This window comes from Nitrosomonas supralitoralis, from assembly GCF_003011925.2.
Classification (GTDB): domain Bacteria; phylum Pseudomonadota; class Gammaproteobacteria; order Burkholderiales; family Nitrosomonadaceae; genus Nitrosomonas; species Nitrosomonas supralitoralis.
The window spans coordinates 35,297-47,698 of the sequence record NZ_PXXU01000005.1 but is presented as its reverse complement, the minus strand read 5'-3'; the positions used below and the strand labels follow the sequence as shown (position 1 = coordinate 47,698).

At 42.6% G+C, this 12,402-nt stretch carries 14 protein-coding genes; 7 read left to right on the top strand and 7 right to left on the bottom strand.

Going from position 1 to position 12,402, the window contains the following annotated elements; genetic code table 11:
• Positions 1 to 18: 18 nt before the first annotated feature.
• The 3 genes from C7H79_RS02535 to ccmA all read right to left on the bottom strand — a co-directional run bounded on the left by C7H79_RS02535 (position 19) and on the right by ccmA (position 2,199).
• Positions 19 to 762, bottom strand: coding sequence for a heme ABC transporter permease (locus C7H79_RS02535; protein ID WP_106705728.1), 744 nt, complete (start codon positions 760 to 762; stop codon positions 19 to 21).
• 161 nt (positions 763 to 923) lie between these two features.
• Positions 924 to 1,583: a heme exporter protein CcmB gene (gene ccmB, locus C7H79_RS02530; RefSeq protein ID WP_106705727.1), complete on the bottom strand. Its 660-nt coding sequence runs from the start codon at positions 1,581 to 1,583 to the stop codon at positions 924 to 926.
• A 1-nt stretch (position 1,584) separates the two neighbouring features.
• Positions 1,585 to 2,199, bottom strand: coding sequence for a cytochrome c biogenesis heme-transporting ATPase CcmA (ccmA, locus tag C7H79_RS02525; protein ID WP_106705726.1), 615 nt, complete (start codon positions 2,197 to 2,199; stop codon positions 1,585 to 1,587).
• Positions 2,200 to 2,656: 457 nt separating this feature from the next.
• Here ccmA and C7H79_RS02520 point away from each other — a divergent pair, with 457 nt between their 5' ends.
• A complete protein-coding gene (locus C7H79_RS02520) occupies positions 2,657 to 2,893 on the top strand; it encodes an HP1242/YdcH family protein (RefSeq protein ID WP_106705725.1) in 237 nt (78 codons plus the stop codon).
• A gap of 168 nt (positions 2,894 to 3,061) precedes the next feature.
• Positions 3,062 to 4,063, top strand: a complete 1,002-nt coding sequence (locus C7H79_RS02515; RefSeq protein WP_106705724.1) for a zinc-binding dehydrogenase — start codon at positions 3,062 to 3,064, stop codon at positions 4,061 to 4,063.
• 261 nt (positions 4,064 to 4,324) lie between these two features.
• Here C7H79_RS02515 and C7H79_RS02510 read toward each other — a convergent pair whose 3' ends face one another.
• Together C7H79_RS02510 and C7H79_RS02505 are read right to left on the bottom strand one after the other, a co-directional pair.
• Entirely contained in the window at positions 4,325 to 4,705 is a 381-nt protein-coding gene (locus C7H79_RS02510; RefSeq protein WP_106705723.1) for a DoxX family protein, read from the bottom strand.
• Positions 4,706 to 4,739: 34 nt separating this feature from the next.
• The gene (locus C7H79_RS02505) at positions 4,740 to 5,603 is read right to left on the bottom strand and encodes a pirin family protein (RefSeq protein ID WP_106705722.1); all 864 of its coding nucleotides are present in this window, start codon (positions 5,601 to 5,603) and stop codon (positions 4,740 to 4,742) included.
• 126 nt (positions 5,604 to 5,729) lie between these two features.
• Here C7H79_RS02505 and C7H79_RS02500 point away from each other — a divergent pair, with 126 nt between their 5' ends.
• Entirely contained in the window at positions 5,730 to 6,659 is a 930-nt protein-coding gene (locus C7H79_RS02500) for a LysR family transcriptional regulator (protein ID WP_106705721.1), read from the top strand.
• A gap of 193 nt (positions 6,660 to 6,852) precedes the next feature.
• Here C7H79_RS02500 and C7H79_RS02495 read toward each other — a convergent pair whose 3' ends face one another.
• Positions 6,853 to 7,914, bottom strand: coding sequence for a hypothetical protein (locus tag C7H79_RS02495; protein WP_197714581.1), 1,062 nt, complete (start codon positions 7,912 to 7,914; stop codon positions 6,853 to 6,855).
• 323 nt (positions 7,915 to 8,237) lie between these two features.
• Between C7H79_RS02495 and thiS the strand changes: the two genes are divergently transcribed.
• The 4 genes from thiS (at position 8,238) to C7H79_RS02475 (ending at position 10,546) form a co-directional block, all read left to right on the top strand.
• Positions 8,238 to 8,441, top strand: coding sequence for a sulfur carrier protein ThiS (gene thiS, locus C7H79_RS02490; RefSeq protein ID WP_106705720.1), 204 nt, complete (start codon positions 8,238 to 8,240; stop codon positions 8,439 to 8,441).
• 44 nt (positions 8,442 to 8,485) lie between these two features.
• Complete coding sequence (locus tag C7H79_RS02485; RefSeq protein WP_106705719.1) at positions 8,486 to 9,310, top strand: thiazole synthase; 825 nt, start codon at positions 8,486 to 8,488, stop codon at positions 9,308 to 9,310.
• Positions 9,311 to 9,343: 33 nt separating this feature from the next.
• A complete protein-coding gene (gene trmB / locus C7H79_RS02480) occupies positions 9,344 to 10,009 on the top strand; it encodes a tRNA (guanosine(46)-N7)-methyltransferase TrmB (protein WP_106705718.1) in 666 nt (221 codons plus the stop codon).
• A gap of 354 nt (positions 10,010 to 10,363) precedes the next feature.
• Positions 10,364 to 10,546: a hypothetical protein gene (locus tag C7H79_RS02475; protein ID WP_106705717.1), complete on the top strand. Its 183-nt coding sequence runs from the start codon at positions 10,364 to 10,366 to the stop codon at positions 10,544 to 10,546.
• A gap of 174 nt (positions 10,547 to 10,720) precedes the next feature.
• Here C7H79_RS02475 and C7H79_RS02470 read toward each other — a convergent pair whose 3' ends face one another.
• A complete protein-coding gene (locus tag C7H79_RS02470; protein WP_242447103.1) occupies positions 10,721 to 11,974 on the bottom strand; it encodes a D-alanyl-D-alanine carboxypeptidase family protein in 1,254 nt (417 codons plus the stop codon).
• Between the last annotated feature and the right edge of the window lie 428 nt (positions 11,975 to 12,402).

The window sequence follows — 12,402 nt, the reverse complement described above, 5'->3', positions numbered from 1 at the left end:
ACCAACTTGACCAAATCACTATATAGCTCCTTTCTTTTGCAGTTCTGCTACCCAGGATGCGTGACTTTCTCGCTCAAGAATTATAACGCGCGTACGCTTTAATATCACTGCAATAGAGTACATCCAGCTAGCAAATACCATAATTAGCATACCGGTCAACATAGTTGTCGCCATCGCAGGAGCTTGATTAATGCTTACCGACGCTCCTTGATGCAAAGTATTCCACCACTGCACTGAGAAATAAATAATTGGAATATTGATTACGCCGACCAAGGCAATGATCGCACCCGCTTTATCAGCGCGTCGCGGATCGTCAATTGCTGCCTGCAAGGACATAAAACCAATATAAAGAAAAAACAAAATTAATTCAGAAGTCAATCGCGCATCCCATACCCACCACGTTCCCCACATAGGCTTACCCCATAGCGCACCGGTCCATAGCGCAATAAAAGTAAACATGGCACCTGTGGGTGCAATTGCAGTTGCAAGCATAGATGACAGCCTTGTATTAAAAGCCAATCCAATGCCTGCCCAAAATGCCATCACAACATATAGAAACATTGACATCCACGCTGCAGGCACATGTATGAAAATAATCCGATAAGCTTCACCCTGTTGAAAATCGGTTGGCGCCACAAAAAAACCAACATAGAGCCCTGCTACCAGCAATATCACCGAAATAAAAACAAATATCGGAATCATCTTCCCTGCCAATGAATAAAAACTGGCAGGAGAAGAATACTTAAACCAATTAATCGCCATATTTAATATTATAATTCTTCATGTTAATATCTTGCTCCTTAACTATCTCAATTTGCCCAGCCAGTAATTTTATACCAAAAAAACGAAAATTATTTAAAACGTGCAATAAATTACCCTCGATTGATTTCAAGGTATTGAAGCGAACTTAAAAAATATCTATGCTACTCTAAAGAAACTCGCAAGGATGCTGCAGCGGCCCAAGGCGCAAATACAATCGATACTAATAAAAATGCGCCAATCAAAGATAAATGCGCATCAAACTCAACTCCCGCCATGTTAGCCTCAACTGCGCCGGCACCAAAAATCAGCACGGGAATATAAAGCGGTAAAACCAATAGCGAAACAAGCACTCCACCTCCTCGCAATCCCAAAGTCAATGCTGCGCCAATTGCTCCGATCAGACTTAAAACCGGTGTTCCCAATAATAAAGCTGAAGTTAAAACCAGTAATGCATCTGTCGGCAAATCGTATTGAATGCCCAGCACGGGGGCCATCAGAACAAGGGGCACCCCGGTTACCAGCCAATGCGCAAATGACTTACCAAGCACCAATAGTGATAATGATTGAGGTGATAACAGCATCTGTTCTAAAGTGCCATCAAGATAATCATTCGAGAACATTCTCCCCAAAGATAACATCGAAGCCAGCAAGGCTGCGACCCAAACTACGCCGGGCGCCATAGTACGCAGCATATTCATTTCAGGTCCAACACTTAGCGGAAACAGGCTCACTACAATGATGAAAAAAAACAGGGTAGTCAACACATCCGATTGACGCCGCATTGCCAATAGTAAATCGCGTTTAATAATCCACATGAACATATTAGGCCAAATGCAGTTGCGTTATAGATGTTGCAGTCACCATAATTTCCTGGTGGGTTGTCATTACAATCAGGCCGCCTCGCTGCAAATGTTGCTCCAAGATTTCTTGGATTAATTTGACCGCCATGACGTCTAGAGCAACCAATGGCTCATCGAGGATCCATAATGACGTATTACATACCAGCAACCGCGCTAAAGCAACCCGCCGACGCTGTCCTTGTGATAAGACTTTGACAGGCAATGCCTCCCTTCCTCTAAGTCCCATATGCTTTAGTGCCTCACTTGCTTGTTTAATACTAATCTCAGAGCCTGCCAAAGCACTTGAAATACGCAAATTTTCGATAACCGTCAAATCATCTTTAGTACCACTCAAATGACCAATATAGGTCACTGCGGCATAATAGTCTCCATTTAACGAGCGTATAGAAGTATCACGCCAGAGAATCTCACCAGCAGCGGGATTTGATAAGCCACATAACATGCGTAATAAACTGGTCTTACCACTGCCATTCGGGCCACGAACTTGCAGCAAACTGCCTGCTTCGAGAGAAAAATTGACATCTTTGAAAAGTTCGCGATCACCGCGAACACAAGCAAGATTAACCCCTTGCAACATTGTTTGAACCTTTCGGTAGCATAAACGCAAAATTATAGCGCATCGAAGTTGAATCCGCTTACTCAAAAAGAATCGGCTTAACTGCTACCATGTTTGGTTTAGCGACACTGTAATTAGATCTAGCACTTTCAATCTACAGTCTAGTTATTAAAATTCCACGAGTACTTTCATCATAAGACCGAAATTGTTTGAATCTGGAGTGCTATTTTGCGCAATTTCGCTGAAAAATTTCTTGTAAATCCCTTTTGGGTTCTTCTGGAATTTTATCAAAAGTTAGCTTGCAAAGCCTTACGGCATATCAGTAAACTCTGAATTCCATCTGAAAGAATCTGAGTGATGATGGAAAACAGACTGATATACTTGCTAATGGTCATGACGATTTACTAAATGCCATTAATTTCTGTTAGTCTAAAACCTGTTTTTTTCATCAACGAAACTAACAAGAAAGGAGTCAGCCATGATAGAAAAACATGATTTACATCATGAGTTTCCTGAACACTATGATCGCATTCATGAGTTAAAAACGCATGATAGTCATTTCTCCCGTTTATTTGAGGAATATCATGATATCAATCGCGAAATTCTCAGGATTGAAGAAGGTATCGAAAACACCACTGATGAGTATCTTGAAGAATTGAAAAAGAAACGTTTATTACATAAAGACAAACTATACGGAATAATTACGAATACTTAATGCTGGTATGCGTCGTCAAGAAAGAAACTAGCGTTTGGAGTAACTTATTCGCAAAATTCAAATTCCTTCAAACCGACTACGCAACCTCATGCAGCCAAATTTATTTGAATCATTACTTTTCAACAAACTATAGTCCTAGGGTAATCGACTATGCGGTCGGAGCAATCGATGAAAGCAATTTATTTTGATACAGGCGGGCCAGCGGATATTTTGAATTTTGGCAATATCGCATTTTCGGATCATTGCACTGAGGATCAGGTCTTAGTCCGTATCAAAGCAATCGGCATCAACCCAATCGACTGTAAAATTCGCACGACTCCGGAACGATTTCCAGTCACTTTTCCAGTGATCCCGGGATGCGATGGAGCCGGGATTGTAGAAGCCGTCGGTTCGCGTGTAAATAAATTCAAGCCAGGCGACGAAGTATATTTTTCACAACCAGGTTTTAACAATCGCCAAGGAACTTATGCTGAATACGTGCAGGTCGACGACAGTTTGCTTGCTTTAAAACCGCATTCATTATCTTTCGAGCAAGCTGCCGCCTCACCACTGATTTTTATTACCGCGTGGGAAGCACTGCATGACCGGGCACGTATCACTCAAGATCAAACCGTATTGATCCATGCCGGAGCAGGCGGCGTTGGTCATGCCGCCATTCAATTAGCCAAACTGGCCGGGGCTAACGTGATAACCACAGTAAGTAATGAAGACAAAGCAAATTTTGTAAAGCGATTAGGCGCAGATCTGATCATCAATTATCAAACACAGGACGTAGTCGCAGAAGTATTGCACTGGACAGACAATAACGGGGTGGATATTGTGTTTGATACCGTGGGCCCGGATGTATTACAAAACAGTTTTCGCTGCGTCAAACCCTATGGTGACGTCGTAACCATTCTGCAGTCCACTCCGGATACTGACTGGAGCGAGGCTCGCATACGCAATGTCCGCTTCAGCCTTGAATTAATGCTGACGCCGGTTTTGCTCGAACTGGAAGACGCTAAACGTCATCAAGGTGAAATACTGCGACAATGTGCGACATTGTTTGATGCTCATAAACTACAAGTAGAAATTGCACGTACTTTTACATTGGCGGATGCTGTTGCTGCACAGCGCTTTCTAGAACAAGACCATCCAGCTGGAAAACTTGTACTGGAAGTTGATTCGTAGTAAAAGCACTGACTCTGAAATTGATAAATGATTGATGCCCTGTCAATGCATAATTTAGATTACAAATGAACTAGTACATGCGAGAAATCAAGAGCGTCAAGTCTTGCATAACAATAATGATGCATTTCTTCAATTTTATAAACAAACCACCGTGTAGCAATATCACGGCGGATTGTTTGTTTTATAACGACTTACTTTCTCTGGAGTAAACGCCTTACTTCTTCAGCATATCTATAGACTTTCCATTAATATTAACGCACATTATAATTTGTTGCGGTAACTATCAAGGCTATACGCGCCTGCACCATAAACTGCCAAGAGCAGGAATCCGCCAGTAATCGCAATGTTCTTCATAAACATGATCATCTGGATTTGATCGGAAAAATTGCTATGAAAAATCACTGCAGCCACTAGAGTAAATATTGCTAATGCCATCGACGCCAGCCTGGTTTGCCATCCTGCCATAATGGCTAATCCACCAATCATTTCTAACGCTATCACCAGCGGCAATACCATACCCGGCACACCCATCGCTTCCATATATCCTTGTGTGCTCTCATATCCGCTGATCTTGAAAAACCCGGAAATTAAAAAGATCTGCCCGAGAAAGACTCGTGCAATCAGTTGATTAATTTTTTCCATTTGTATCTCCTTAAAAATTGATTAATGATTTTTATTAATCGTGTTTGATCCAGGCACGATCGCGCACAAAATTATTGGACTGAAAATCTTGCATTGCCTGATCAATTTGTTCTCGAGTGTTCATCACAAACGGCCCATATCGAACAATCGATTCATGAATCGGTTTGCCGCTGATGACAATAAATCGCACTCCCTTTTTTCCTGCAATAAAATCGAACGAATTGTCTTCTGAATCCAAGATAACGAGGGAATGCAACGGCACGGTTTGTTCGTTGAGCTGCCCCTCTCCTTCAAAAACATAAAGCAAGCTATTATTTCCGATCGGCATAGGATGTTGAAAATGCTTTCCGGGCTGTACTTGCACGTCGAAATAAGTCACATTCGTGATGTTATCCATGATCGGCGCACTCGAATTGGCAAAGCGACCGATCAAAACTTTCAGCGTATAATCCGCCTTTTTCACCACCGGAAATGCTTCTGCAGAATACTCCTGATATTCAGGATGATCCATTTTGTTGGTTGCGGGCAAGTTAATCCATAACTGAAACCCACGTAACAACCCGTTCTCCTGTTTGGGCATTTCGGAATGGATAACGCCGCTGGCAGCTTTCATCCACTGCGCAGAACCGGGACCCAAGTCGCCGCTATTGCCCATATTGTCCTGATGTTCCATATGGCCATCAATGATATACGTGAATGTAGTGAATCCTCGATGTGGATGAGACGGAAACCCGGCTATATAATCATCTGGATTATTACTACTGATATGATCCAACAGCAAAAATGGATCATAATCACGTAATACTGGAGTACCAACGGTACGGTATACGGTAACACCAGCACCTTCCGGCACTGCTACTGCCGGAATTATTCGTGAAGAATTCTTTATTGCATCCATCGTATTCTCCTTTTCGGTAAAAATTGTTATGCGTTAATTCAAAGAGTATTATCATCGTTGCTACATTAAGAATAAATAGTCATTATTAGAAATAACTGTTCTTGTATAAGCAACAATTAATTAAAAATGGATCGATTTGAAAATATGAATGCGTTTGTGCGCGTGGTTGAAGCCGGCAGCATTAGTGCTGCTGCGGATCGCATGGATGTAGCAAAGTCAGTGGTTAGCCGACGTTTAAAAGAACTCGAAGAACATCTCGGTGTTGAATTATTTCATCGCACGACAAGGCAAATGAATTTAACCGATAGCGGGCGCGCTTTTTATCAACAATCTGTACGTATACTTGCCGACATCCTCGAAGCCGAACATGCTACTTCGCAATTTCATGGTGCCTTAAAAGGTAACCTGAAAGTAGCTCTGCCACTGAGTTTTGGCTTGATGCACCTGGGCCCCGCCATTAATGAGTTTTTGCAAATCCATCCAGAAATCACGTTCGATCTGGATTTTAATGATCGGCAAGTAGATATACTGACCGAAGGCTTCGATCTGGCTATTCGTATCGCCAGTTTGCCAGATTCCAGTCTGATTGCACGTCGTCTCACGCCTATTCAAGCTATTATGTGCGCAAGCCCGTTTTATCTAAAACGCATGGGCACACCGCAATCGCCAAAAGAACTCATCAATCATCAATGTTTGGTCTACAGCTTGATTAGTAATTATGAAAACTGGAATTTGTACGATGCCGAAGATCAACTGATCAAAACTAAAATAACAGCCTATCTAAAAGCCAGTAATGGCGAATTTCTTCGCGATGCCGCGGTCGAAGGACTGGGCATCATACTGCTGCCGACATTTATCGTATACAAAGAAATCGAACGCGGTGCATTGGTACCGCTATTGACTCAGTACAAATCCTCACCCCTCGCCGCCTATGCCATTTACCCGCAAACCCGCCACCTTTCCCAGCGTGTTCGCGCATTCGTCGATTTTCTGGTCAAGCGATTTGAAGGGTTGCCTTATTGGGATTTGTGTTTACAGAACAGAGCACATGAATAAAGAAGCTCTGCCCGGTTTCGCTTCAAGATAAAAGTGATCAGTATATTTGCACTCAATTAAAAAAGAGCTGACTATATCGGATCGCGATCCCGTTTATTTTCTTAATTCGCGACCTAACCCCGTCTGCGCTGACCCCGGCAGCTGCGAAGTACGCGCGTAGAGGACACTTTGTTCGGCTGCAACCAACCGATTGTTAGGCAAATTGCTGCACATCACCACTGTTTTTTTGTACATTCTCAAATGTATCAACTTCAGAATAGTACTTGTGTCCATTACCCATGTCCACTTCCGTACAAAAAATTATCCTTTCGTATGGCTCATTACTCTTGCCAAAGAAGTGACAGTAAAAATGAGGAAAATAATCATATTCATCTCCCTCCCAGTTTATAACTTCTATATTTGAAAACGGTATCTCGCCAACTAGAAATACTTGTAAATCACCTTTTTCTACAGCCTTTAGGTTCCTAAATCGTAAGTTGCCACCATCGCGAGTTACAAGTGTGCCAGCTTGTAGAAAAACCTGCACTCCACGATGATAGGTTTGTGCTAATTCAACTTTAAACCAAGGAGATATTCCATCCCCATCAATAATTTCCGGATATGAGTGTGCACGGTCGATATCGCGGATTATCACTTTTCGCCTTAATTTACCAGCATTAATTCTCTGAATATATGAACCAATTTCAGATCGTATCTTTTCCTGATGTCGTATTTTTTCCCCATTATTATCAAACTTTGGCCCCGATATTTTTGGCTTGTTAATATAAGGGCTTAGAGCAGCAGAAATTTTACTTGTTAACTCCTTTTTAACTATTGCTTTATCACTATAGTTATCTTCATTGAGAAGATATGTTATTGGCCAGCGTTTATGGGCTAGATCAAAAGGAATATTGCCATCAGGTTCACCAAACGCAGTATTCATAATATTTATGACCCGCACATCTCCCAAACAATGTAAAGCATACCCTAGTTCTATAAGTACGTTAGGATTAGATATGAAGCGTTTTTCTGAAAAAGTTATGAACGTGATATCACCTAAAAATACATCGCTGCTTTCAATTTTTTGCAAGATAGTTGAGGTAATATCCGGTGAACCCGGGACGTCTTTTGTATCATGGTCCGATCTAATTGGCTCTCTTAGTTCTAGTTCCCGATTTAGCTTTTTTATAGCGGCCTTGATGCAATCAATTTGAAAATTACGATTGTATTTTGAGTCGATATCACTTTGCCAAGAGTAAAAAATTTTAATGCTCACATAGATCTCTAAATTGAAGACATTATTTGTCCTGTAATTCTAAAAGGCTGTCGCATATTCTTGATCAACATTCACTATCCTATTGTTATTATTTCTTATAACCTAAAATCAGCAGACAAATCGTTCAAACAAATGCGACAGTACCCATTATTTAGAGAAGCCAACATATTATAAGAATTATAATATGTTCCAAAGATCAGTGCAGATTGATTCTAACTTCTAATAAATTATTCCAATTCTCCATCCCCTACATGATAATATTAACCCTAATTTTTGATTGTTCATCCGGCTAACCTGAAATATCAATCCCAGCTTTATCATCTATGATACAACTCACTATTAATGGGCAACCGCAGCAATTTGAATCGCCGATAAACGTTACCCAGCTTATCGACCATCTCGAATTGCACGGCAAACGCATCGCCATCGAACGCAATGGCGAAATTATTCCGCGCAGCCAGTTCTCGGAACAAACGCTATCGCATGGAGATCAACTGGAAGTAGTGGTCGCGGTCGGTGGCGGTTAAATTCCGCTATTCAGCAAACATACTCAGATACTAAAAAGAACTTCATGGATAACTTAGTTATTGCCGGAAAAACATACACCTCCCGCTTACTGGTCGGTACAGGTAAATACAAGGATTTTATCGAAACACGCGCAGCCGTCGAAGCCAGTGGCGCTGAAATTATCACGGTTGCGATCCGGCGCACGAATATTGGGCAAAATGCTAACGAACCCAATCTACTGGAAGTTTTGCCGCCCTCACAATACACCTTGCTACCCAACACGGCGGGCTGTTATACCGTTGAAGACGCGGTGCGCACACTGCGCCTGGCACGAGAATTACTGGATGGTCACAGCTTGGTCAAACTGGAAGTGCTGGGTGATCCGAAAACACTTTACCCGAACATGGTGGAGACCCTTAAAGCCGCTGAAATTCTGATCAAGGAAGATTTTCAGGTAATGGTATATACCTCGGATGATCCAATCATTGCCAAACAATTGGAGGACATGGGTTGCGTCGCCGTGATGCCGCTGGCTTCATTAATTGGCTCCGGTATGGGCATTTTGAATCCGTGGAATCTGCAGATCATCATCGATAATGCCAAAATCCCCGTGCTGGTTGATGCGGGTGTCGGCACAGCTTCCGATGCGACCATTGCGATGGAACTGGGTTGCGATGGCGTACTGATGAACACCGCCATTGCCGCAGCGCAAAATCCGGTGCTGATGGCATCGGCGATGCGTAAAGCCGTCGAAGCCGGACGAGAAGCCTATCTGGCTGGACGCATGGCAAAAAAACTATACAGCGCCAGTCCAAGTTCACCCACAGAAGGCGTCATTGCACGTGCTGAAACAACGATAAAACATCCGACAAACAACAAATCCAGTTAACTGTCGAATTCTCTGTCGCTAATTCATCAATTCATGCAACAAACCATTCGCAGCTTTGTTCTTCGTCAAGGGCGTCTATCCAATGCGCAACGTCGCGCTTGCGAAACATTGCTGCCTCGGTATGGTATTCCATTTAACAAGAGTTTATTGGATCTGAACCATGTTTTTAGTCGTCAAGCACCTAAAATCCTGGAAATCGGATTTGGTATGGGTGAAAGTACTGCAACGATTGCAAAGGCGCATCCTGAAAACGATTATCTCGGAATTGAAGTACATACGCCTGGAGTGGGTAGCCTGCTGAATCAAATCGAACTGTTGGAACTGAACAATTTACGCATCATTCAACATGATGCCGTAGAAGTATTAGAACACATGCTGCCCACCGCATGCTTAGATGGCATTCACATTTTTTTCCCCGACCCTTGGCCTAAAGCCAAACACCACAAACGCAGATTGATTCAGCCTGCTTTGGTCACCCGTTTATGTAAGCGTTTAAAGCCGGGTGGCTATATTCATGCAGCCACCGATTGGGAAGATTATGCCGCACAAATTCTGCACGTTTTTAACCAGGATTCACAGCTTATCAATACCGTAACCAATTATGCGCAACGTCCGGAATGCCGGCCACTGACTAAGTTCGAACAAAGAGGACTAAAACTTGGACATGGCGTTTGGGATTTAATATTTCTGAGGCACTGAATCCCCTATCCTCTCAACGTCATACAACTAAACACTTGAGGTCGTGTCAAGTATCAAAAATAAAAACTACCCACTGTGATAGCAACGGCATCGCTATCGCATAAAAATAAGCGACAGCCAGTCACATCGCAGCACGGCAAAACCAATGAAAATCATTGCCATCTAATCAAATGGCATTCAGTGCTACGGTATAACAGGGAATGGTGCAAGTCGCGCATTTGTTATTTGAGAAATGTCTCATAGGTTTTAAAACTAGTTTTTACTTTTCAGCACGGAGCTAATTGCAGTTATGTGCTCCAGCGTATCTGCCGAGATATTCTGTCAATTGGATATGCAGCAAGGAATTGGTGCGTTGTGCCGAATATAGCCGCGTTCCCGGGTGATAAAAATTCTCATAATGCAGGACCTGAAGGCGTTCGTGTGAAACGTTTTTTTCAAGAAACCGAGTCAGTCAAAGCAGGTGATAATTTAGCAATACTCTCGGAGTACGCCAAGAGAAAAGCTGAAGTTGAAGCAACCAAGCCGCGGAAATGCTGATCGAGTGGTTGAATTAGAAGATGGAGTAATTAAGTAGAAGTGAGATAAATCGCCCAATACGGTTATTCTTAGCAACCCTCTCAAATAGCCTTGCCTAGGGTGACTTCCTGATAGCAATCATGGAATTAGGGAGTTTATCGAACGATTTGATAAAGAATTATTAGCTTATCCACATCAGGATCGCACCACTAAACATTCAATTCCTTGTCGCGCTAAACTTTGGCAAGCACTACGTGCTTGATTTTCTTGCAACCCCACCAATCTTGCCCGATATAGCTTGCGATTACTGATTTTCACTTCGGTTATCGCTACTTCGCCCGGAATCCAACGAGCAACCGCCTGAGCATGCGCATGCGCTCGATCGGATTCATAATATGAGCCGATCTGCACTGCCCAATCATTATTCGTCTGCAATGAAACTTTTTGCAGTTGCGCAGTCTGCGTATTGGTTACAGACGGAATAACATACTGTTTAACGGTAGAATCCGGCCTCTTTTGTTGCTCTGGATATGGCTTCAACGCAGGAGTCGGCGCATTTATTTTTGCGGCTGTCGCGTTTGCAACCGCAACAACACGAGCATTTTTGTGATTGCTTGCCACTTGGGCTACTTGATTTCCTTGATTAAAACTGCGATCGATCAACTGTGCCATATGCTGATCGCGCGCGGCCGCGGTATTCCCTCCCATCACCACTGCAACTACACGACGATTGCCCCGCTTGGCAGAAGTTGCCACATTAAATCCAGAAGCACGTATAAAGCCAGTTTTCAAGCCATCCACACCTGAGGTATTGCGCACCATACGATTGTGACTGTTATATGTGACACCTTTATAGCTGAATGATTGTGTAGAAAAATAATGATAATACTTAGGAAAGTCCTTCATCAGCCGTGTTGATAGGATGACCATATCGCGCGCTGTAGTTTTCTGCTCACTATGAGGCAAACCGGAAGCATTGCGGAACGTAGTTGAACGCATACCCAACTTACGTGCCTTATCGGTCATCATGCGGCCAAAATTAGTTTCACTTTTGCCTAGTGACTCTGAGACTACTGCCGCCACATCATTAGCTGAACGCACTATCAGTGCAGGAATCGCATCACGAACGCTAATATTGTCCCCTGTGCGGAGTCCAATATTGGTTTGTGGCATTGCTGCTGCATGCGCTGATACAGGCATTCGAGACTCCACTGTCATCTTGCGTTGCTCCATTGCTTCAAACAGCATATACAGTGTCATCATTTTTGTCAGAGAAGCCGGATAACGACTGGCGTCGGCGCTGGCTTCATGCAATACTACACCCGTGTCGGCATCAATTACGATGGAAGAATAGCGAGGATTGGCCAATACTGAGTTTGACAAAATTAGTAACAACAAAAACACTGCAAAAAGATGCATTCCATCAGTACTAGTTCGTTCCTGAATCAACCTACCCTCCTTTCCAAATGTTAATCAAAATGAGGAAATCTTATAATTTACAAAACAATCCCACCCCGATCTGACTCAACTCCTAAGCCTTATTTTAATATACACATATCTTAATACTATTATTTTTATCTCGAAATAAACAATAAATAGCATATTTCCTTCTTATCTACAAAGCATTTTACATCCGAGGTAGATTAATCAAGAAATAATTTAAACACTGTATGCATGGACAGCATGCATCACTGACCATTGCCGGGAACAACAATGTGTTTAAATCAACAGGATTTAACATGCACTACCCACCTCTCTCAAACCATTAAGAACTCGATCTCAAGAAACAATATCTGACATGAGAGCGAGATCAGTTGTTAGGCAGTTATTAACCAAGTTTCGTAGGATATTACTGATACTAATCTATTCGGTTTTTA

Coding starts and splice junctions, on each gene's coding strand:
- thiS (WP_106705720.1), top strand. CDS start 8,238: ATGATACAACTCACTATTAATGGGCAACCGCAGCAATTTGAATCGCCG.
- ccmB (WP_106705727.1), bottom strand. CDS start 1,583: ATGTTCATGTGGATTATTAAACGCGATTTACTATTGGCAATGCGGCGT.
- C7H79_RS02505 (WP_106705722.1), bottom strand. CDS start 5,603: ATGGATGCAATAAAGAATTCTTCACGAATAATTCCGGCAGTAGCAGTG.
- C7H79_RS02510 (WP_106705723.1), bottom strand. CDS start 4,705: ATGGAAAAAATTAATCAACTGATTGCACGAGTCTTTCTCGGGCAGATC.
- C7H79_RS02515 (WP_106705724.1), top strand. CDS start 3,062: ATGAAAGCAATTTATTTTGATACAGGCGGGCCAGCGGATATTTTGAAT.
- ccmA (WP_106705726.1), bottom strand. CDS start 2,199: ATGTTGCAAGGGGTTAATCTTGCTTGTGTTCGCGGTGATCGCGAACTT.
- C7H79_RS02520 (WP_106705725.1), top strand. CDS start 2,657: ATGATAGAAAAACATGATTTACATCATGAGTTTCCTGAACACTATGAT.
- C7H79_RS02535 (WP_106705728.1), bottom strand. CDS start 762: ATGGCGATTAATTGGTTTAAGTATTCTTCTCCTGCCAGTTTTTATTCA.
- C7H79_RS02500 (WP_106705721.1), top strand. CDS start 5,730: ATGGATCGATTTGAAAATATGAATGCGTTTGTGCGCGTGGTTGAAGCC.
- C7H79_RS02485 (WP_106705719.1), top strand. CDS start 8,486: ATGGATAACTTAGTTATTGCCGGAAAAACATACACCTCCCGCTTACTG.
- trmB (WP_106705718.1), top strand. CDS start 9,344: ATGCAACAAACCATTCGCAGCTTTGTTCTTCGTCAAGGGCGTCTATCC.